Raw genomic sequence first — 21,412 nt, 5'->3', positions numbered from 1 at the left:
GGCAGGTGACGCCCTATCTAAAAAACACAACTAAGTTTTTAGGTCACGCAGGGATTCCATCTTTGCGTGGCTTGAAAGATCGTCCCTTAGTCAATCTTCTTGCCTCTGATAAGAAACACTCCCTTAGTGGTGAGTCCCCACTATCGTTACGCCAAATAAATGAGATTTCTCGCTGCATATTTAACTGCGGTGTTGGTAGTACAACCAAACGATTACTTTCCAGCTCAGGTAATACATCAAGGTAAGGCACACATCCTAGATAGCTACCATTGGCAACCAGTGATTTAATCACTCGAATACTTTCGTACTCTTTCCATACCTTAATATTGTCAATCAATCCGTGAATTGCACCGTCAAAGATACGGCGAGTTCCCGCACCGGGTTCACGCAATACCCATTTAGCTTGTTCAAGTTGAGCCAGTGTGACTTGCTTATATTGAGCAAAAGGGTGATTAGGGGAGGAGATCACTACCAAATCATCATCTAACCAATGTTCTTGCTGTAAACGGCTATCGGTATTACGACCTTCAATGATGCCCAAGTCACAATCGTAGTTCAGCAGGGCTTCCATGACGTTTTCAGTGTTTTCTATGGTTAAATTAATTCTCATTTCGGGGAAATCATTATCAATTTTACTGATAAGTGAAGGTACTAAATGTTTAGCCGCTGTCTGGCTGGAACATAAAGTAAATGTGCCACTGATAAGGTGTTGCTCATGAAGCCCAAGTTCAATTTGTTGTGCTTCTTGTAATAGGCGTTTAGCTCTCGGTCTTAACCAGTGTCCCCAATGACTTAGTACTAATCGGTTGCCTTGACGGTTGAAAAGAGGGCGATCAAGTACGGTCTCTAATTGGGAGAGAGACATACTGACAGCAGACTGGGTCATAGAGAGCTTTTTAGCTGCAGTACTGACACTTTCGTGACTGGCAACAGCATCAAATACTGCGATTTGCTTCAATGAGAATTTAAACATGCAACCCCTATTATTGAAAACTAAGTATCAATTTTACTGATACTTAGAGTTTGCTCTATTCGGTAAGACAGTTCAATAATTATTCACCGTAAACTGTGAGTAAATGATAATGGTCTCATATGCTAAGGCTAAATAAGAACCCATTGTTTAACTGTCATTTAATGTAATCGGTTGTCATATGTCACTATCATCGATATATTAATCGTCATTAAACGATTGAGTGGCTATAGTTATGACAGATTGTCAAAGTAAGCAATGCGAAGCACCGATTATCTCTGCTAAAGAGACAAGGTTTGAACAAGAATTAGCCGCAATGGCGAAAGCGATCGCTCATCCTGCTCGAGTTAGAATTCTTAAAGTGTTATTTGAGCTAGAAGCTAAAGGCGGTTGTTTAAATGGTGATTTGGTCGGTCAATTAGGCTTAGCTCAATCGACGGTTTCTGAGCATTTACGGATATTACGTGAGGCTGGGCTGATTCGAAGCGAACCAATGCCACCTAAAGTCTGTTATAGAATAGAGATGCAAGGCATGGATAGATTACAGCAGTTATTTAAGGATCTGTTTTAATAACATGGGTCGTTAGTAAAAATTCAATACGCAGTATCAATGACACTCTTGTTAATCGTCTTTCGACGAATAACGAATAGCAAGTATCGAGTAGCAGTGATGTAGAGTGATAAAGAGTGTCAAAATAATAGTAATAAAAATAGAGAAAAATGATGACAGAAGAAATGATGGGTAAATCCCCCAAATTAAGCTTTTTAGATAGATTTTTAACATTGTGGATATTCATCGCTATGGCGACAGGTGTTGCCATTGGCGCGTTGTTTCCTGAGGTTGTGGAGCTGAATGAAGCAATGTCAGTAGGCAGCACTAACATACTGTTAGCGATTGGCTTGATTCTAATGATGTATCCACCTTTAGCTAAAGTGGATTACAGTTTGTTAAGGGAAGTAACTAAAGATAAGCAAGCCATCAAACTGTCATTAATTATGAATTGGTTAGTCGGTCCGGTATTAATGTTCGCATTGGCATTAATTTTTCTTGGTGATCATCCCGGTTACATGGTCGGCATTATTTTAATCGGCCTTGCTCGTTGTATCGCCATGGTGCTGGTGTGGAATGATATTGGTGGTGGCAATAAAGAGTATGGCGCAGCGCTCGTTGCTCTAAATAGTGTATTTCAGATTGTCACATACAGCTTTATGGCTTGGTTATTCATCACTGTGCTTCCTCCTGTATTTGGTTATACGGGAATGAACATCGATATTTCAATGGCCGAGATTGCTCAAAGCGTCTTTATATATCTGGGTATTCCGTTCTTAGCGGGATTTTTCGGTCGAAAAATACTGATCTCAGCTAAAGGGGAGCAGTGGTATAACGAACAGTACATCCCTCGAATTTCCCCTATCACTTTAATTGCTTTACTTGCCACTATCGTACTGATGTTTAGCTTAAAAGGAGAGATGATTCTGGATTTACCAATGGATGTTGTGCGTATTGCGATTCCATTAACCCTCTATTTTGTCAGCATGTTTTTTGCCAGCTTTTTTGTGGGTAAATGGTTAGGTATTTCCTATGACAAAAACGCATCAATTGCCTATACCGCAACCGGTAATAATTTTGAGTTGGCCATTGCTGTGTCAATTGCTGTATTTGGGATCCACTCAGATCAAGCATTTGCCGGCGTGATAGGGCCATTGATTGAAGTGCCTATTTTAATTCTGTTGGTCAATGTCGCGCTTAAAATGAAGCAGAAGTATAAAGTTAAAACTGCATAATCAGTCAAGTAATAAGCTAGTTATTCACTGGCTTATTACTTCATTCTTTCAATGCCTTGCATAATATCGATTATTTTTAAACGAACGCTGAAAACATAACGTTTCCTTTGTAGAAATAGACCTACTTAATGCCTTGTTCATCACACTTTTCCGATTAAATTCAATGTGACTAATGTCATATAAAAATCCACATAACTGCTTAAAAACCCGATCCCTTCCGCCCTTTACGAGTGTGGTGGGTGATCTAGGTATCATTTGACCTTGTCGTCGATGTCAGTACTTCAAGTCATACAATATAGTTAATGCGTCAGTTAGGTTTATGTCTATAAAAGAGGTTAGACGATGAAAACTCATGCAGAAATAGCAAAAGATGCTATTGAACTAGTTAAACCATCTATTGAAAAGCTATTTGAAAGAACAAATCGCAAAGAGTTACATATCGTAGTGATGGACCCTCGAGTTAAGCCGTGGGAGTCATCATTTGAAGACGCTATCTTAGTTGAAAGCTCTTTAGGTAACCCAGATCAATGGACCATTCCTTTCGATGAATTTGCGCGAAAAAAAGCGAAACAAGCGTGGCGCAATTCACAAGCCAATATTAATAATCAAACCGTACACACAGCCTCACTTGGTGATGATGATCTGCTGTTCTATGGCTCCTTTGTATATGGGGATGTAGTGGTGGGTTGCAGTGGTGTTGAGCAATGGTATGACATGCTAATCAGTGGTTGGATTGCCGTGGCAATCGAGCAATTGTGTATGGCTGAATACCAAAGCAATAAAGTAAGTAACCCTACGCAAACGACTAGAAAATAATATAAATCGAAAAGGAATTATCATGAGCAAACTTTTAAAAACTCTTCTTGTTGCCGCAGGCATCATGGTATCTGCAACTTCGATTGCAGCCGATTACCCAAGTAAAAACATTCGTCTAGTAGTGCCATTTGGTGCTGGTGGCGGTACTGATGCTGTTGGCCGTACCTTAGCAAATTCTGCAAAAGACATTCTGGGTCAAAATATTTCTGTAATGAACCGCACCGGTGGTGCTGGCGCTGTAGGTATGAGCTTTGGCGCTCAGCAACGTGCAGATGGTTACACATTGACTGTAGTTACTCGTGAAATTGCTTCTCTACCTCAAATGGGGTTGATGCAGCACGATGTCAGTGACTTTAAACTGATTCGTATGGTTAACCTTGATCCTGCAGTTGTGCTGGTATCAGCAGATAGCCCGTACAACACGATTAATGATCTTATTGCAGAAGCGAAGAAAGGCGATGGCGTTGTTAAATTCGCATCGACTGCGGCTCCAAACTTCTACCTAATGGCGCTTGAGAAAAATCAAGGCATCAAACTTAATGCTATTCCTTACAACGGCGCATCTGAAGCTATTCCGGCAGTACTTGGCAAGCACACTGACGTGACAATGGTTACTCCAGGTGAAGCCATCGCGCAGCTACGTTCAGGTCAGCTTAAAGCTCTAGGTGTTATGTCTGAAGAGCGTATTGCGTTCCTACCAGAAGTTGCGACTCTAAAAGAGCAAGGTGTTGATGTTGTAACGGGTACATGGCGTGGTATTGGCGCTCCGAAAAATACGCCAGATGCCGTTATCGAAACGCTAGGTAAAGCATTTGATGAAGCAATGGCATCGCCTGAATTCAAAGAGTTCATGCAAAAAGGCGCAATGACCATTCACAACATGAATGCTGAAGAGTTCACTAAATTTGTTGAGCAAGACACTAAAAACCTTGGTGCATTGATCAACTAATCATTTCCATCCGGGAGCTTGCCAAGCAAGCTCCCACTTTCTTTGAAGTTCAGCTTTAAAGGGTCGTATTATGATTAATAGAAATGTTGTTTTCCCATCCTTAATCATTGCCCTAAGCGCAGTTATTTTGGTTCTTATCGGACAATTCTCAGAGCCTCGCTTTCAAGATGCAAGTGTTGATGCCAAGTTTTTCCCAACTGCAATTGCAATTGCTCAGATTCTGATTTGTATCGCCTTACTCATCCAGCACAAACTTAAATCCATCAAAGAAGAAGATCAGCCAGCTATTTTTTCGAAAATGGCAGTATTTGGCGTAGCTTTCTTAATTGGATATGCCTTGTTGATTAATGTCATCGGTTATTTATTTGCAAGTCTGGTCGCGTTTACCGTCTATCTGATCTTGTTCAAAGTGAAGAAGCCTGTTTATTACATTGTTGCTTGGACATTTGTGTGTGGTGTTTATTACCTATTTGGTGAAGTGTTCTATATCGCACTTCCTGAAGGTCTATTTTATTAAGGAGGCGGTATGATTGAACATTTACTCAATGGTTTGTTAACCGCATTCAGCCCCGCGGTATTACCTGTTCTTATTTTTGGTGTGGTTGGCGGTATTGTCTTAGGTGCTTTACCGGGGTTAACCGCAACAATGGGTGTGGCAATCCTTCTACCATTTACTTTTGGTATGGAACCGACAGCCGCACTTGTGATGCTTATTGGCGTGTATATCGGCGGAATTTATGGCGGATCAATTGCCGCGATTTTACTTAAAACTCCGGGAACGCCCGCTTCAGCGGCAACGGTGCTCGATGGGCATACCTTAGCCGCAAAAGGGCAAGCCGCTAGAGCACTGAGTATCTCGGCGATAGCTTCATTTGTTGGCGGACTTATCAGTACCATTGTATTGATTGCTATTGCTCCGCTATTAGCCAATTTTGCCCTGCGTTTTAACGCTCCTGAATATTTTGCATTGGCCTTATTTGGCTTAACCATTATCGCCAGTGTCTCTGCGCAAAACATTCTAAAAGGTTTATTAGCCGGTAGTATTGGTTTGCTCGTCTCGACTGTGGGTTTAGACCCAATCAGCAGTGTGCCTCGCTTTACTTTTGGCATTATGGACTTGTACAGCGGAATTAACGTCATACCTGTATTGATTGGTTTGTTTGCACTTTCAGAAGCCATTAATCAAATTGAAAGAATCCTAAAAGAGAAACAGGTTAAGGTTCCTAAATTTGATCATAAGTTACTCAGTAAAAAAGATTTAAAAGAGATGATGCCTACTGCGATAAAAAGCGGAATTATGGGGACATCGATTGGTTCAGTGCCGGGAGCTGGCGCTGATATCTCAGCCTTTGTTTGTTACAACGAAGCAAAACGCTCATCTAAGAACCCAGATGAGTTTGGTAAAGGGTCGGTGCGTGGCTTGGCAGCAGCAGAAGCTGGTAACAACGGAGTAACCGGAGGATCGCTTGTTCCTTTGCTTACTTTAGGTGTTCCCGGAGATGCGGTAGCGGCTGTGCTGTTGGGCGCACTAATTGTACAAGGCTTAACACCTGGGCCTTTGTTATTTGCGCAAAATCCTGAAGTTGTTTATGGCGTATTTAGCTCAATGCTGGTGGCGAACATCGTGATGCTTATTGTTGGTTTGGTGGGTATTCGCTTCTTCTGTCGCATTATTGAAGTGCCTAAGCTTCTAATGATTCCGATCATTATTTTCTTATCAGTTGTCGGTGCTTATGCCATCAATAACTCAATGTTTGATGTAGGTATTGCGATTGCCTTTGGTATTTTAGGCTTTGTATTAGGCAAGTTGGATATTCCATCGTCGCCAATATTACTGGCTATCATTTTAGGACCTATGGCTGAGACAAATCTACGTAAAGCACTGTTGATGTACGATAACTCGTGGTCATTTTTGTATGAAAGACCGATTGCGCTAGCCTTCATATTACTGGCCATCTTCTCGGTATATTCCACCATGAAGATGAAAAAGAAAAAACAGATGACGGTAGATAATTAGCAAAAAACGTCTAATTTGTAGTCTATTCTATCTAAGCCATGAAGTTATTCTTCATGGCTTTTTTAATTATCGAAAAATAAGTTTGTAGGAACTTTGGCCGGAAATGTTACGAGGTGTGATCTTAAATCTATTTTGTCATACTATATTAAGGTATGGTTTTGGGGTATTCGTTGCTTATCAGGATATATAATAAGTGATAGGCAATGTAAGAAATTAAGTTTTAGAGGTTAATATGCATACAAAGAATAAGATTGCTGCTGTTGTTGTTTCAGCACTAGTTGCTGGCCTAGCGGGTTGTTCAACTGCTACTTCACACGATACTGCATCTGCTAAATCAACAAGCCAAGATTCACAGCTTGCTGCTAAATACAACTTAGATGTGAATAAAGTTCCTGCACAGAACTTTGACTTATCTAAGTTCAAATTGAATCTTCCTATGGATGATGACAAAGCAGAGCGCGCTGGCAAAGTAATGGAAATTTACAAGCCAATGCTAAACAGTAAAGAGCAACCTTTCTCTCAAGCTGATTGGTTCTACACTGATTCTGTTACTGGCGCTATGGTGTTCGCCGCTCCAAACAAAGCGATGACTACACCTAACTCTAAAAATGCACGTAGTGAACTTCGCGCTATGCTTGCAGATGACTACGCAACACCAAAAAACAACTTCACCATCGCTTCAACGAAAGATGCTGAAAAATACGGTGCTATTGGCGGTCACATGAGCGCTACACTAGCTGTAGATTGGGTTAGTACAAGTGGTGACTACAAGAAAGGCGGCGCATTCGCGACTGTAATCGGTCAGATTCACGCTTCTCACAACGAACCTCTAAAAATTGTTTACCGTAAACTACCTGGTCATGAATATGGTTCTGTTTACTGGAACTACGAAACAAATGCTAAAGGTGATGATTATAAACATCGTCACGACATTAGCACTGATGTGTTTGGCCAAAATGGTCTGCGTAAAGGATCAACTGATCCTGTAGACGGCATTAAACTTGGTGAGATCTTCTCTTACGACGTTAATGTTGAAGGTGACATCATGCACCTAACATTTGTTAAAAACCCAGGTACAGCAAATAAAGAAGTTAGAAAATTCGATATCGATCTTGCGAAAGGTCACGTAGATGGTGATCAATACGACCAAGGTTATGCTAACGACTACCTATACTTCAAAGCGGGTAACTACAACCAATGTAATACTGGTTCAACTAAATGTTCGAACAACGGTATTGAAGCTGGTGACTACGCAAAAGTTAGCTTCTACAAATTGAACCTAGACCAATAATATTGGTTGAAGGCATAGCATTTATGCCAAGGTTATATCAGGGTGGCTAGTGGGGGCTAACACCTTGATAAACTGTAATAGTTTGTAGTTAAAGCGATTTAAATGGACTTTATTGTAGGTTGATTACAAACATTTTACGGTTATTTAGAGCTTGCTTCGGCAAGCTCTTTTTTTGTCTATAGATTAACAACTGATCAAAAATATTAGCCTCGCTCTCAAGTGTTTTCCCTGCGCTATTTCTGAATATTTAATTACTGTGATTGGTATAACCTGAGCTGGTGGATGAAATGCTTAGTGTGATGCAAAAGCTATCAAAGGAAGGCTGTAGCTTGCTTGTGGTGACCCATGAAATGAAGTTTGCTAGGAATGTATCAAGCTAAGTTGTATTGATTGAGAAGAGCATTTTAATTGAGACAAATCCGCCGCAGACATTGTTTAATAATCCAGTTTTATCTAGAAATTCACCTAGGTTAGGCCATTTCTAAAGCTGGATTAGCAGGCACAAAAAAGGCCTTTCATAGTAGATATCTGAAAGGCCAAGTGCGGAGCTACATCAAACTTAAAAAAGAAGGACTTAATTATTTACCATTTAGCTTCAAGGCAGAGAAGGTCACACTGTTGTAGTCACCAGTCTTTTTATCAGCAGTAAAGTCACCAGTACCGGCACAACCTGTACCCCAAACAGGGTGAGATTCGCTTGTGCTACATTGGCCGTAAGCACCAGCTTTGTAGTAGAAATCATCTTCAGCATAACCTGTTGGATGATCTTTAGCGTCTTGTCCTTTGCTTAGGTCAATATCGTAAGTTACTTTATCGTGTCTTGCTGTTTCGAAAGTTAGGTGCATGATAGTGCCCTTAACTTCTACTTTATAGCTAAATTCTTCACCTAGAGCGATACCTGCTTTACCAGGATCTGCAGGATTTTCCCAAGTGTTACCCCATACAGGGTAAGAGATATCCATGCGGTTTGGATCTTTTTTCTCTAGGTTGCGTTCGTAGTTCCAGAATACAGAACCGTATTCTTGGTCAGGGAATTTTTTGTAAAAAATCTTCAGTGGCTCGTTACCATGACCGTAACCCGTTTTCGCTTTAATTAGAGACTTATGTTTCTTAGCGTGAATTTGGCCAACCACTACAGAGTATGCAGGGCCTTTCTCTGGGAATTTAGCATGCATAGATACGTGGTTAACTTTAAGCGTACCTTCTAGAGTTCCGCCAACAGCGCTGTATTGATCCGCTTCTGGGTGGCTAGAAAGAGCCCATTGATTCAATTTAGAATCAGTAAGAATGTTATCGAAATTAGCACCACGAGGCATTTGACGAAGCTCAGAACGTGCGTTCTTAGAGTTCTTGGTGGTGATTGCTTTATTTTGAACTTCAAATACAAGATTGCCATCTTTATCTAGATGGAAAAAATCTGAATGTGAGTAGCTCATCATTGCTACGCCTTCAATCTCATCAACCTTACCATCTTTGTTGATGTCTGATGGGATTGTGATTTTCCAGTTGGTCATATCAAATTTGTCAGCTGGAACAGGGTAGGAAACGCCGTTGCCTGCAACATCTGCTAAAGCCGGTAGGGCAAGTAAAAGTGAACCAGCAAGAACGAGAGTTTGTTTCATGATGTTACTCCATGTATGTATTATTGTCATACATGATAGATGCTGAAACATGGATGAAAAGTAGAGAAAATCTGATATGCCTGTTTGATCACATTTTAAATCTGAGACTTTGATGTTCATCGACAATAACCTTGATTACCCTCGGTTTTATGTGATGACTGTACGGTTTTTAAATCATAAATTAAATGGACAAATGAGCTGAGAGGATCTTTCATTATCATATGATTTTATTGTGGATTATATGGGTGATTAGCTACATAAGTAACGCAAGTATCTGCTTGTTAAGTGTTGAGGTGATATTTAATTACGCCTAAGTTGCTCTAGGTAGCATAAAACAATATCGCACTATTTTAGTGCCAGTACGTACCATGAATTTGTTCTGGATTGTTTTTTGTACTGTAGAAACCAGATATTGTTACTTTTTTGCCTTATTTTATATTATTCGGAAAAGATAATAATTACATGAGGTTACATTTACTTGCATCTTTATTGGCTTATCAAGTGATATTTTCAAATATAAAACAGTGTTAAATCTTCTGATTTTTAGAGGAAGATCAATTGGATAAACGCATGAACATGCCCATACTCCAGATATATTCATTTGGAGAATGTTATGCAAAAGCTTTCTTTTAAAGCTATACCGCTTTTGGTAATTGTTGTTATTACCGCTTTGTTGTATCAGCTAGACCCACCATCAGGCTTGCAGGTTCAAGCCTATCATCTTGCTTTACTGTTCATCGCAACCATTGCAGCTATCGTATGTAATGTAATGGCCACCGGTGCTATAGCCGTTATTTCGGTTGCGGCATATTGTGTCATCTTACCGGTAGAATCTAGCGGCAAGCTAGCGATTACTGCTGAATTGAGCTCATTTAATAACGCGCTTATTTGGCTTATTGTGATTGCATTTATGATGGCAAGAGCATTTATTAAAACGGGTCTAGGTGAGCGTATTGCGCTTATGCTGTTGAGTCGTTTTGGTCAGTCCTCTTTACGTGTAGCTTATTGCTTAGGTATTGCGGATTATATTATTGCGCCTGCTACGCCAAGTAATACCGCGCGTTTTGCAATAACTTCCCCTATTGCTAATTCATTAGCTAAAGCCATTAACCCAGAAGATAAAAAGTTAGGTGAATTCCTAATCTCAAATAGTTCAGCAATGAATGATGCTTCTGCCGTTGGTTTTAGTACTGCATTTGCGGGAAACCTAGCACTGCTTGGTATCGCTTCTAGTTTACTAGGTATTAATCTTACTTTTGCTGATTGGGCGACCTACCTGCTCGTTCCGTCTTTAGCGTTACTCGCTATCGTCCCCTTGGTGCTGTATTACTTTATTTCCCCGCAAACAAAAGCAACACCTCAAGCGCCTATTTTTGCTAAAGAGAAACTGACTAAGATAGGCAGAATGTCTCTACAAGAGTGGAAGCTGACTTTTGTGTTCTTAGGCTTAGTTGTGCTTTGGGTATTTGGTAAGCAACTTAACTTGCACTCTACTGGCGCTGCATTTATCGGTTTATCAGCCATGCTGCTACTAGGTGTATTAAGCTGGGACGACATAAAATCTGAGAAAGGTGCTTGGGATACGTTGATTTGGTTCTCTGTATTAATGGGAATGGCTAGCCACCTTAAAACATTGGGCGCTGTGACATGGTTAGGTAACTTAGTTTCAGACTTCTTATCATCAAATATGACCGGCGCATCACCAACACTCTTTTTACTGGTGATGATGGCGTTCTTCCTCGTTACCGCCTATGCCTTTGCTTCAGGCACCGCAAAAGTAGTTGCATTAGGTGGGGTGGTTATCGGCGCTATGGTCTCTTTAGGCGTGACACCGATTATCGCGGTACTTTCGGTAGCCGGTATTATGAACATTGGTTGTAACTTAACGACTTACTCTCATGCGCGTAACCCGCTTGCTATGGGCTATGGCTATCACACTGCCGGTAAGTGGATGCTTAATGGGTTAGTGATTGCCTTTGTTGGTTACATTATCTTTATGTCTGTCGGCCTTGTGTGGTGGTCAATACTTGGTTTATAGCTTTTTCTAAATGAATGGCTAAAGATGCGATAGATTTAAATGATAAACGGAAGGTATATGCCTTCCGTTTTTTTGTTTTAATGGAGCTCTAGAAAGGGGAGGAGAGTCGCCCTAGGGAAGAGAGAGTAAAAAGCATTAAGCTTCTTCTTCTAAGGCAAACTTGATTTCATCGGATGCAAAGCCTTTTCGAGATAGCATTGCATAGGCTTTGGTGCGTTGTTTAAAGTCTTTCAGGTCATATTTCTTTTTTTGTAACTGCTCTAAACATGAAGAGTAAAAATCAATATCACCCTTATTAATGGCGTTATTGACGATATCTTCAAGGTCAGTAATATCGACTTTTCGCTGTTTTAGCTCTTGGCGTATAACAGTCAGTCCTTTTCCTTTTCTAGCATATTTTAGAACTTCTTTTTCTAGATCAACTTTGTCGGCCTTAATCTCTAATGAAGATCGTAAGCTATTTGAGGCTGGGTGCTGTTCAATCGCGATTTGTATTTGTTGAAAGGTAAACCCTCGTTTTAGCAGAGCATTAACCAGTTTCTCTCGACTGATAGTAAACTCATTATACTGGCTATTTATCCTTTGTATAACAATGGCTTGCTCATCAATATTGTATTGCTGTTTTACCTGCTCAATCGCAATAAGGCTAGTCGACTCATCAACGCCTTTATGTTTGAGTTTGCCTAAAATATATTTTGAACCATATTCATTATTGAAAGATTGCTCGGTAAATTGCTGAGCAAAGTCCATATCTGATTTTAAATACCCATAGCTACGTAGAGATTCAAGTGTTTGGTTAATCCAATCTTGATTATCCGTTTTGGCGTTCAGTTTTATTAATAGTTCACTTTCGGTCATATCTCTTTGAGTTAAGTGCCACATAGCGGAGTTCATAACACTTTCTTGTCGAGTTGCTTTCTTGATGCCGTTGGGATTATTTTTCATGAATACAGACCATTATTTAGAGTCGTTTATTATAACTTAAATTAATGGATAGTGATTTATAGATAGGATAAGTGCAGTAGTTGAAAATATTTATAATATGATTTGAAGATAATAAAAAAGCAGTGGCTCTTGATTTAAGATAATCACTGCTTTTATTTATTTATTTAATAAATCACATCAAGCTATTTTTCTTTAAATACAAAGTATATTGTGGCCATCGTACCAAACACCAGTGCGAGTCCGGTGGGTATCGCCAGAGCCGCAATGGCTTCATGCGCGGCTGATTTGCCTATCATAGGAGTGACAAAGGCCATCAATGTCCAAACAAAAACACCGTAACCTGCAGCGCCTAAGCCAGTAATAGTACTGACTACTTTTTTCTTTCTATCAGAAATGCTACAAAAACCTAATGCAAAAATGGTAGCTAAAGAAGCTGTTCCCATTGCAGCAGAGTGTAAGTGGGCACGTTTAACGTAGTCTTTAGCTTTAGAAAATGCTTCATCTTTAGCTTTTTCAGTTGTAAAGTTATCAGCATGCACGACATAAACTTGCTCATGGAAAAATGCTTTCATAGTGCTATTTGCAGCACCAAATATACAACCTAAGCTATAGCCAAATAAAATAGTTAGCAGGCTCAGTAGTACCCCGATCTTTATAGGTTTTATGTTCATTGTAACCCCAATGTGATTTATTTGTGATGAGTATAGTTCATTGTCATGCAGAATATAGTTTACGAAAGGTTACTTTTCAAATATGTAGGTTAATTGTAATGGAGAAGAAAATTGCAAAGATATAGTGAATACAAGGTTGTTCATATAGTAGAAGGTGGTTGCGGCACTATTTTACTCGGCTCTAGCGGTTTGCCGTTACAGAAAATAGAAGATGAACTTAATATGTATGCAGCGGAAGGGTGGCAACTCGTTTTTCAGGTGATTGAACAAAAACGTTTTTTATTATTTTGGCATCGAGAAGCAGCCATTATTACTTTAGGCCGATAGCAGCTTGTTAAAAATCATATCATTAGTTCTTATTGATCGTTACCAAGCAGGCGGAGGCTCTAAACGTTACTTTAATACTGAATGTAATTTTGAGCCAACTTGTTCTGAGTATACAAAACAATCGATTGAAAAATATGGGACGATGAAAGGATGGAAGCTAGGATTGGCGAGAATAAAGCGTTGCAATCAACCGAATTTAACCAAAAAAATTGTAGATAATGTTCCGTAATAAGCTAGGTTCTATTTTGATTGGACATTGAACTATGTGATTCAAAATAGGTGCTTTTATCGGGTGAATGATCTCTATGAACGGACAACAACAACCGGATGTTCTTCTAGCTGAATTACATGAGAATTAACATTAAATAAGTCTCGAATGAGCTGCTCATCTATGATTTTTTTCGGCTCACCGTAAACAAATAATTGACCATCATGTAACGCCGCAACTTTGTGTGAATATTGGATGGCTAAATTTAAATCATGCACCACCATCAAAACATAGGCGTTATTATCAGTGGTGTAATTTTTAACATACTCAAGCAGCTTTAACTGATTACTCATGTCTAGCGCTGAGGTTGGTTCATCCAGAATGAGTACTTTCGGTTGGTTAATCACTGCCTGCGCCAGTCCTACCATTTGGCTCTCACCACCCGATAGTTCAGTACATAATTTATTAGCAAGATGAATAATCCCAACTTGTTCAAGTAGTGCTAATGCTCTCTCAGCACTGTTTGCTCTAGTAAAAAGTGAGCTAACACCAACATGCATAGTGGTGATGAGTAATTCTACTACCGTGATACTGGCTGATATTCGATGATCTTGTGGCAAGTAACCAATGTCATCAAGGGATAGAGGCTGATCATCTAGGGTTACAGAGTTTGGGTTTAAGCGAATTAACTTAGTCATTTGCTTTAGTAGCGTTGATTTCCCTGCGCCATTTTTACCAATCAGTGACACCATTTCTCCTGATTGGATTTCTGGAATCGTTAGGTCATTTAAAATAGTGTTACCGGAAAAAGCCACCGAGATATTGCTAATTTTAAGTCCCATTAAAATCTGCCACCCTTTTTAATGATTAAGTAAATGAAAAATGGAACACCGATTATCGACATCATGACAGTTAAGGGCAGGATAAGCCCTGGCATAATGGATTTGCTGGCGATTGAAGCAACTTCAAGTAATACAGCACCAAGCAATACAGAGGCAGGTAAGAAGAAGCGTTGATCTTCACCTAATATCATTCGCGCAATATGCGGGGCAACCAAGCCCACAAAGCCAACAGCGCCAACAAAAGCGACGGAAATTGAGGTGATCAAAGACACCATTAACAAGGTTTTATTGCGCAGACGATCGACATTGATTCCCATAGATTCAGCACGTTCTTGACCAATTTTTAGAGATGATAGCTTCCAAGAATCTTTCATCATAATCACAAGAATGGTTGGTATTAAGATAGCCAGTACAATGATCTTGCCCCAGCTTCCTCTATCCAATGATCCCATTTGCCAAAACACCAGTGTTTGTAATTGAGTCTCTGAAGCGCTGTATTGCATCATGGTTAGCAAGCCATCGTAAGCAAACATGATCGCGACACCAAACAGCATGACACCTTCAATTGAGATGCGTTTCATGGATGAAATGCCTGCAATTAAAAGTGTGGTCAATAAACACATAATAAAGGCCATTGCCGCTATCTGGTATTCCATCGGAATAAATGGAATCGCCACAATGTTCATTATCACAAGCGCTGCGCCAAATCCTGCGGCGGCAGACACGCCAAATGTGTAAGGATCAGCGAGTGGGTTATTTAGCGTTGTTTGCATTTGCGCGCCAGCTAAAGCCAATGCGCCGCCCACAAAAGGTGCCATCAATGACATCGGCATACGAATATCCCAGATAATGATCTGAGTAGCTAAATCACTATTTTGCGGGTAAAAAATGCCGTTAAGAACTTGAGATAAAGTTAAGCCCTGCGAACCAATTAAAATATCAGCAATTAGGAACACAATACTGAGCACAAAAAACACACCGAGCATGACTTTTTTCTTACGTTCACGAGTGCGGTGGAGTGCCAATGCACTTTCAGCTTGGCTTCCTAAGCTTGGGATCTCAGCTTTATCTTGTTGGTTCATTTTTGAATAACCTTAAAGTTATCTTGCCCAAAGACGCCGTTAACTGTGCGATTGGCGAGTGTTTTATTCATCTCTTCAAAAGTGAGCTCTGGATTTAAGTTTTTAAATTGTTCGGGGTAAATCCATTTTGCAAAATATTCCAATGCAACCAAATTATAAGGAGAGTTATAAAACGGCATATAAATAGAATAGACATTTTTATTTTGATAAGCAGGTGTTGGTACCATCCAAGAACGATGCAGTAGGGCATTAGTAGCAGACTTTATGGCAGTAAGATTGGCATTGTAACCCAGAGGAATCCCCGCTTTAGGGGTACCATTTTTATCAATCCACCCCGTAGTCTGCATGATATAAATATCCGGCTGAGCAACGATTAAGCTTTCTGCTGACATCTTGCCGGAGAAAGCCCCTTTGAGTGGCTTATCTGCAATATTGGTAGCCTTTAAAAACGGGATATATTCGCCCATGTTGCCAGCAGAGAATGTCTCGCAACACGAATCACGTTTACCAGCAGAGCGTTCCACAAAAACTTTACGATTTAATTGCTCTTTAGGCACTGTCGCAATACCCGCAAGTAAAGTCTCTAGATGCGCTTGGTAGTAGCGAGCAAATTTTTGACCTTGCTCTTTACGTCCAACAGCAGTAGCAAGGCTAGTCACTGATTGCACAGTATTTTTAATTGGGTTTTCGCGAAAATCAACAACAAGAACTTTAATGCCAGCCTTATTAAGCTTGTTAAATAGTCCTTCTTCTTCGGCTAGCTTCACATTAACGATATCAACAACAAATAAGTCAGGTTTATTCTTCATCTGAATAAAACGCTCAGTATCAAACTCTCCAGATTTGATTTTGCCTAAATTCAGCACCTCTTTTAGCTGAGGGAAATCCTTCACATAACTGGCATACATACTTGGCGCAGAAGTACGCATATCATCACGCCAAGCAACTAGGTGACTGGCTGCATCTTGCTGGTAAATCATTTCCAATAATGGAAAAACCCGGCCTGTAGAAATCGCAATATTTTGTGGCTCTTTCTCAATGGTGATAGTGCGCCCCGCAACATCCGTAACGGTAACGGGGAATGCGTCAGCAAAAACTGAAGGAGAAGAGATTAGGAGTACTAAACCAGTAAACAGTAAGCGTACAACAGTGGAGTTTTTCATATAGATTCACGCAGTCCCATAGTGCCAATTTGGGAATGATAATTACTTTCAATTAGATTGTAAACAATTGTAATTATTTGATATTGATCACGTAGCACTTGCAGAGGTTTTGATAGGAGGAGTTTATTTTTGAATGTGGATTATGGAACCGTTAATTAAACAGAAATCACCTATTTAACTTGTTGAATTTAAATACAATATTTGCTCGGCATACAATGAAAATATCATTTTGATCGATCTATTGATCACTACTGTTTGCTTGCTCGCCTATATGCGCTTGTTTTACTGAAACTTAGATTACCTTAAAATGTTAGCTAGGTTCAGGTCCCATTTAGGGAGTTGAATTGATACCTGATAATCAATTCCAAACCTTATTTTAGTGGGCTGGCGTAAGATCTATCTATTTGATATTTAGTTGCATTTATCGATTGGTTTTTTCCAGGTGTCCCTATTCTTTTTCTTAAAATATTTATAATTATCCTTATTCCTAAACCGATTTGGTCTCATGAGAAAACAACTCCTTTGTTGTTTATCCCTCACTGTACAACGTATAAGTTGTTAGTATCTCAATTTACAACTAATATGTTGTTTGTGGTGCTATGTACAACTTAAAAGCTGTTCGGGGGTTAGTGATGAAGAATATAGATGAAATAGCAGTACTGCTTATTGACCAACGCAAGAAGCTCGATATTGAGCAGAAAGACATGTACATGAGAATTGGCATGAAGCAGCAGCAATATCAGAGAATTGAAGCAGGTAGTGATGTAAAGCTATCAACTTTACTCAGGGTATTAGAAGGATTGGACTTAGAGCTCTCTATTGTGCCTAAAGAGCCCAAAACTATTCTGTCCTCGTCAGTTAAAGCAGCAAAACGTCAATGCGATAGCACTCAAAGCTTAGAAGGAGTACAAGATGATACTGATGATCTCGGATTTTGGTTCGACGCAGAGGACAAATCATGACTAAGCAGGTAGAAAAGGTCGAAGGTCTTAATATCCAGTTACATGGCATCGATGTAACTGGATATTACACATTATGCTGGTGGAAAAAATATACTGACGTTCAATCCAAAGTTTACTTCTATGCCAACAGAAAATCGTCCAGTTATTACTTTGAGGCAGCTACTAGATTCGGGATATTTGAACAAAGCGCAAATTAGGACAGATAAAATACCACCAGTATTATCCAACCTGTTACCAGAAGGAGCGTTAAGAGAACTGACCGCCAAGGCACTACAATGTCACACTAACAATGAATTCTCTATTCTTGCGTACTTGGGATCAAACCTGCCGGGGGCATTAATTGCTGGGCCGATAGAGGCAGGTAATTTGCCTAGTTGGGCACTTGAGCAGCGTTTATCAACAGAGCCTCAACAGATTAATGTAAAGCATGCAGATACTAAATTTTCACTTGCTGGTGTACAGATGAAGTTTTCTTCGTCTCATCTTGATGGTCGTTACCATATTGACCAAGAAATATCGAAAGATATATGGATTATTAAAACTCCGTCTACAGTCCATAACGGTGTACCCGTTAATGAATATACCTGCATGAAACTGGCTGAAACAGCAGGAGTTGAAACTCCTGAAGTTCGCTTAATCGATCTTGATGAGCTTGAAGGCTTGCCTAGTATTAGGTTACCAGATGAACAGTATGTATATGGCATCAAGCGCTTTGACCGAAGTGACAATGGGCGTATCCATACAGAAGACTTTGCTCAAGTATTCGGTCTATATCCTTCGGATAAATACCAACAGGTTAATTATGATCAACTTGGAAAAGTGCTTTATCAATCGAGCTCAGAGCGTTTGAAAGATATACAACAAATGGCTAGAAGGCTGCTTATCAATATCTTGCTTGGCAATGGTGACGCCCATCTAAAAAACTGGACGCTTATCTATAGTGATGCACAATCTCCTCGCTTGTCCCCTCTGTATGATGTGGTGTTTACCACGCCATACATTGAACATGATAGCCTTGCTCTTAATATGGCAGGAACTAAGCAGTGGTTCAATATTACGATGGAGCACTTCAAAATTTGGTCGGAAAAAGCGGATGCGCCGTGGGTGGCGATCAAGCCTCATTTGCTAGATGTTTTAGCGATAGCAAAAAGCCGCTGGCCTGAACTACCTATGCTAGAAGAACATAAAGATGCATTGCGACTGCACTGGGGGAGCCTAAGTGTCGATTTTCGATTCGCATGATAAAATGTGTATATGTACTAAAGCTATGGGGCGCTGTTGATATATTGGACAAGTATTGACGAAAAAGTGTGAGATTGGTACATACAAAAACGGTGCAACACAATAACATAAGCTATCGATATAAAATCGTTTCCAAACGTTTGGCGGAGCAATTGGAAAAACAAACCCAAACCCTTGGCTCTATCCTTTGCTGTATAAGGCTTTGTGCTTTCTATATTCTGATTAGATAGCTTATCTATAAGCTAAAGCTCAATTTCAGTGATGAGTGGTGATTGCTTAAGGAAGTGCTTACATCTAGCCACAACGATTTCACGGTATCGGTTGAAATAAGGTAATTGTGAATCAGAAGTAGGAGTGACGAGAGATATAGCATCATCAATGTTGTTTATAATGTCATTTGCGATCTTTACTAGGCTCTGTTGAAGCAATTTTGGTGAAATACCACAATCGTCAGCAAACTCTACAAGTTGGTAGGCATTAATCGAATCTGAGTCAAATTCATCCCCAATTGCCATCGCAAGATCCTGCTCAAATTCAGGGTACATTCTGACATTGACTAGATCGTAAAGTGGCGTTGGTGTTAAGCCCGATTTTTGGACAAAGAAACTGAAGTTTTTGCCATGTGCATCTGCGTTATAAATACAGAGATTGAACATTGCCCACTTTAGGATCGCTAGTTTTGCCGCTAATGGGTTTTCACATTGCTCTGTTACCGAAAAAAGTCGGGCGAAGCTGACACCATCACGAATATGACTGACATCTCTTTGTTTGCCTAAGTTTCGTTCATACTTTCTATCGACACCTAGGTTACAAGCTTGACAGGCATCGATCATATGCCTTCGTTTCACACTTGTTGAACTAAATAGCTTTCGATCAAACCTCTCTACAATTAAGGCTGGAAATTGGTCAAAATACCGCAACTCAACGTCAGCAACATCTAGTCCAACTAGCTTCGCTAATTTCATCGTCACAAATTCATTTATGACAAGGTGTTGTTGGTCATTTTTTTCGAACTTCACAATATGAGTTGAGCATAGTTCACCCTCTCCAAACCCTAAGTTTCCATCGATAGATAAAACGTTTAGCTTAGATTGAACCCCCGCTACTGATAGTCTTGGTTTTCCTTCCCATACTTCTAAATACCAAAGTTCAGGGTCAGATAGTTTCTTAATTAATTCACTATCATTGATTGGGTTGAAGGAGGTTTCAGTTTGAACTGGAGAAACACCTTCGGATAAGAACATCATTGCACCTGATGTATCTGTTCCAATCCCACCAACTTGTGCAAATACGTTTGAGCGTGATACGCCAAGAAAGTCGATCAAATAATCTAAACCTTTATTTTCAGGGAGTAAATTATGTAAGAATCTCCTGATATTGACTGATGGTATATCTGAGTTAAATGGGAGGTGTGGCGATATGGGAAATCCATTATCAATCCAATCTTGCTTGTAGAATACAGATAGAGCATCACTTTCTTTACTCAGTGATAGCTTGCCTATGACTTGCTGGCTGTAGACTATATCGAGGATGTATTGATTAGACCCAGACGTCATTACCTTTCTCCTGTGATGGGACTGAAGCATCTAAGTCTTGCCATGGTTGTATCGATATCTTTATCCCTAGAGCAGACACAACTTTCATTAAAGAGGTTAGCTTAATATCGGAGCTGCCTTGTTCAATTTTTATGTAGGTTTGTTTTGAAACACCAGAAAGCAATGCTGCATCTTGCTGGGTGATTTTACTTTGAGTTCTTTTTGCTTTGATCGCCTCACCAAGTAGTGATGGTGTGAATACCTGGCTTAGATCTGGTGACTCAGTTGCTTTTACTTTCTTAGCCATGGAACCTCCATATAGCATGATACAATAAAGTATGCTTTGGTAGACTTTTAAATTATTTATACGCGGATTTTAAATAAAAGTCTATTAAAGTTAACCTTTATGGCGAGTGCATTGAGTTATCACGTAAAAGTCTACAATAGTGAGCTTTTATGTTTATAAGCTTGGCGATCTTATTAAAAGTCTAATGTGACTTACTTTATGTAATGAAAGAACAATAGAGAACTACATCGATCCAAATGGAATGGGGGACATGAATTGTCCTTGTTTTATCCAGCGGTAAAGTGTCTGTTTTGAGATGGCTAGACGAGTAGGTACGGTAGATATTTTGATGAATTGATCCATGTGCGTATTCCGGTGATTGCGATCAGCTGTTTCGGTTTATTCCGATCACCAGATCCTGCCGTTTTTCTCTCTTCTTATTTTTACTCTAAGTGATCGGATTGCGCCAGTTTTCTCATTGATTCACCTCCCAGTTCTATTCGATGACTATTGTGTACGAGCCGATCCATTAGCGCGTCTGCAACGGTAGCGTTACCGATCATGTTGTACCACTCCTTTACGGGTAATTGGCTGATGACGATTGTGCTGCTGTTTTGATAACGATCTTCAAGCACTTCTAGTAAGTGACCCGCATGCTCTT

The 21,412-nt window shown here is 39.9% G+C and carries 21 protein-coding genes and 1 pseudogene; 12 read left to right on the top strand and 10 right to left on the bottom strand.

Going from position 1 to position 21,412, the window contains the following annotated elements; translation table 11 throughout:
* Positions 1-43 precede the first annotated feature (43 nt).
* Complete coding sequence (locus A9260_RS01555; RefSeq protein ID WP_068695533.1) at positions 44-973, bottom strand: LysR family transcriptional regulator; 930 nt, start codon at positions 971-973, stop codon at positions 44-46.
* A gap of 232 nt (positions 974-1,205) precedes the next feature.
* On the opposite strand from A9260_RS01555, the gene A9260_RS01550 reads away from it, so the two are divergent.
* The 7 genes from A9260_RS01550 to A9260_RS01520 all read left to right on the top strand — a co-directional run bounded on the left by A9260_RS01550 (position 1,206) and on the right by A9260_RS01520 (position 7,828).
* Entirely contained in the window at positions 1,206-1,541 is a 336-nt protein-coding gene (locus A9260_RS01550; protein WP_068695531.1) for an ArsR/SmtB family transcription factor, read from the top strand.
* A 152-nt stretch (positions 1,542-1,693) separates the two neighbouring features.
* Entirely contained in the window at positions 1,694-2,755 is a 1,062-nt protein-coding gene (arsB, locus tag A9260_RS01545; RefSeq protein WP_082957006.1) for an ACR3 family arsenite efflux transporter, read from the top strand.
* 342 nt (positions 2,756-3,097) lie between these two features.
* On the top strand, positions 3,098-3,571 hold the full coding sequence (locus A9260_RS01540; RefSeq protein ID WP_068695527.1) for a hypothetical protein: 474 nt from the start codon (positions 3,098-3,100) through the stop codon (positions 3,569-3,571).
* Positions 3,572-3,593: 22 nt separating this feature from the next.
* Positions 3,594-4,520: a tripartite tricarboxylate transporter substrate binding protein gene (locus A9260_RS01535; RefSeq protein ID WP_068695525.1), complete on the top strand. Its 927-nt coding sequence runs from the start codon at positions 3,594-3,596 to the stop codon at positions 4,518-4,520.
* A 70-nt stretch (positions 4,521-4,590) separates the two neighbouring features.
* Positions 4,591-5,037 (top strand): tripartite tricarboxylate transporter TctB family protein, encoded by a 447-nt coding sequence (locus A9260_RS01530; protein ID WP_068695523.1) that lies wholly within the window; start codon positions 4,591-4,593, stop codon positions 5,035-5,037.
* A 9-nt stretch (positions 5,038-5,046) separates the two neighbouring features.
* Entirely contained in the window at positions 5,047-6,537 is a 1,491-nt protein-coding gene (locus A9260_RS01525) for a tripartite tricarboxylate transporter permease (RefSeq protein ID WP_068695521.1), read from the top strand.
* Positions 6,538-6,769: 232 nt separating this feature from the next.
* Positions 6,770-7,828: a polysaccharide lyase family 7 protein gene (locus A9260_RS01520; protein ID WP_068695520.1), complete on the top strand. Its 1,059-nt coding sequence runs from the start codon at positions 6,770-6,772 to the stop codon at positions 7,826-7,828.
* A 578-nt stretch (positions 7,829-8,406) separates the two neighbouring features.
* On the opposite strand, the gene A9260_RS01515 is transcribed toward A9260_RS01520, so the two are convergent.
* A complete protein-coding gene (locus A9260_RS01515) occupies positions 8,407-9,450 on the bottom strand; it encodes a polysaccharide lyase family 7 protein (protein WP_068695518.1) in 1,044 nt (347 codons plus the stop codon).
* Between the two features lie 613 nt (positions 9,451-10,063).
* Between A9260_RS01515 and A9260_RS01510 the strand changes: the two genes are divergently transcribed.
* Positions 10,064-11,488 carry a DASS family sodium-coupled anion symporter gene (locus A9260_RS01510; protein WP_068695516.1) on the top strand — a complete coding sequence of 475 codons (1,425 nt, stop codon included), beginning with the start codon at positions 10,064-10,066 and terminating at the stop codon, positions 11,486-11,488.
* Between the two features lie 135 nt (positions 11,489-11,623).
* On the opposite strand, the gene A9260_RS01505 is transcribed toward A9260_RS01510, so the two are convergent.
* Both A9260_RS01505 and A9260_RS01500 read right to left on the bottom strand, forming a co-directional pair.
* On the bottom strand, positions 11,624-12,433 hold the full coding sequence (locus A9260_RS01505; protein WP_068695514.1) for a RecX family transcriptional regulator: 810 nt from the start codon (positions 12,431-12,433) through the stop codon (positions 11,624-11,626).
* Between the two features lie 182 nt (positions 12,434-12,615).
* Entirely contained in the window at positions 12,616-13,104 is a 489-nt protein-coding gene (locus A9260_RS01500) for a hypothetical protein (RefSeq protein ID WP_068695512.1), read from the bottom strand.
* Positions 13,105-13,215: 111 nt separating this feature from the next.
* Here A9260_RS01500 and A9260_RS01495 point away from each other — a divergent pair, with 111 nt between their 5' ends.
* Both A9260_RS01495 and yidD read left to right on the top strand, forming a co-directional pair.
* Positions 13,216-13,431 (top strand): DUF4177 domain-containing protein, encoded by a 216-nt coding sequence (locus tag A9260_RS01495; RefSeq protein WP_068695510.1) that lies wholly within the window; start codon positions 13,216-13,218, stop codon positions 13,429-13,431.
* A 4-nt stretch (positions 13,432-13,435) separates the two neighbouring features.
* On the top strand, positions 13,436-13,660 hold the full coding sequence (gene yidD, locus A9260_RS16535; protein WP_082957005.1) for a membrane protein insertion efficiency factor YidD: 225 nt from the start codon (positions 13,436-13,438) through the stop codon (positions 13,658-13,660).
* 74 nt (positions 13,661-13,734) lie between these two features.
* Here the strand turns inward: yidD and A9260_RS01490 are convergent, their stop codons facing one another.
* Genes A9260_RS01490 through A9260_RS01480 form a run of 3 tightly spaced genes read right to left on the bottom strand, consistent with a single transcriptional unit; the run spans position 13,735 to position 16,726 of the window.
* Entirely contained in the window at positions 13,735-14,481 is a 747-nt protein-coding gene (locus A9260_RS01490) for an ABC transporter ATP-binding protein (RefSeq protein ID WP_068695508.1), read from the bottom strand.
* Entirely contained in the window at positions 14,481-15,563 is a 1,083-nt protein-coding gene (locus tag A9260_RS01485) for a FecCD family ABC transporter permease (RefSeq protein ID WP_082957004.1), read from the bottom strand. Before A9260_RS01485 ends, A9260_RS01490 begins: the two co-directional genes overlap by 1 nt.
* The gene (locus A9260_RS01480; protein WP_068695506.1) at positions 15,560-16,726 is read right to left on the bottom strand and encodes an ABC transporter substrate-binding protein; all 1,167 of its coding nucleotides are present in this window, start codon (positions 16,724-16,726) and stop codon (positions 15,560-15,562) included. Before A9260_RS01480 ends, A9260_RS01485 begins: the two co-directional genes overlap by 4 nt.
* A gap of 632 nt (positions 16,727-17,358) precedes the next feature.
* On the opposite strand from A9260_RS01480, the gene A9260_RS01475 reads away from it, so the two are divergent.
* Both A9260_RS01475 and A9260_RS01470 read left to right on the top strand, forming a co-directional pair.
* Positions 17,359-17,688: a helix-turn-helix domain-containing protein gene (locus tag A9260_RS01475; protein ID WP_068696023.1), complete on the top strand. Its 330-nt coding sequence runs from the start codon at positions 17,359-17,361 to the stop codon at positions 17,686-17,688.
* 120 nt (positions 17,689-17,808) lie between these two features.
* Positions 17,809-18,930 carry a type II toxin-antitoxin system HipA family toxin gene (locus A9260_RS01470; protein WP_156683989.1) on the top strand — a complete coding sequence of 374 codons (1,122 nt, stop codon included), beginning with the start codon at positions 17,809-17,811 and terminating at the stop codon, positions 18,928-18,930.
* Between the two features lie 242 nt (positions 18,931-19,172).
* On the opposite strand, the gene A9260_RS01465 is transcribed toward A9260_RS01470, so the two are convergent.
* The 3 genes and pseudogenes from A9260_RS01465 to istB all read right to left on the bottom strand — a co-directional run.
* On the bottom strand, positions 19,173-20,486 hold the full coding sequence (locus A9260_RS01465; RefSeq protein ID WP_068695504.1) for a HipA domain-containing protein: 1,314 nt from the start codon (positions 20,484-20,486) through the stop codon (positions 19,173-19,175).
* The gene (locus A9260_RS01460) at positions 20,470-20,772 is read right to left on the bottom strand and encodes a helix-turn-helix transcriptional regulator (protein WP_068695502.1); all 303 of its coding nucleotides are present in this window, start codon (positions 20,770-20,772) and stop codon (positions 20,470-20,472) included. Before A9260_RS01460 ends, A9260_RS01465 begins: the two co-directional genes overlap by 17 nt.
* Positions 20,773-21,194: 422 nt before the next feature.
* Positions 21,195-21,412: pseudogene (gene istB / locus A9260_RS01455) on the bottom strand (IS21-like element ISVch3 family helper ATPase IstB); the annotation flags it as partial.

Origin of the sequence: Vibrio sp. UCD-FRSSP16_30 (assembly GCF_001676025.1) — a bacterium.
Taxonomy (GTDB): Bacteria; Pseudomonadota; Gammaproteobacteria; order Enterobacterales; family Vibrionaceae; genus Vibrio.
This window is presented reverse-complemented; position numbering and strand designations above follow the sequence as displayed.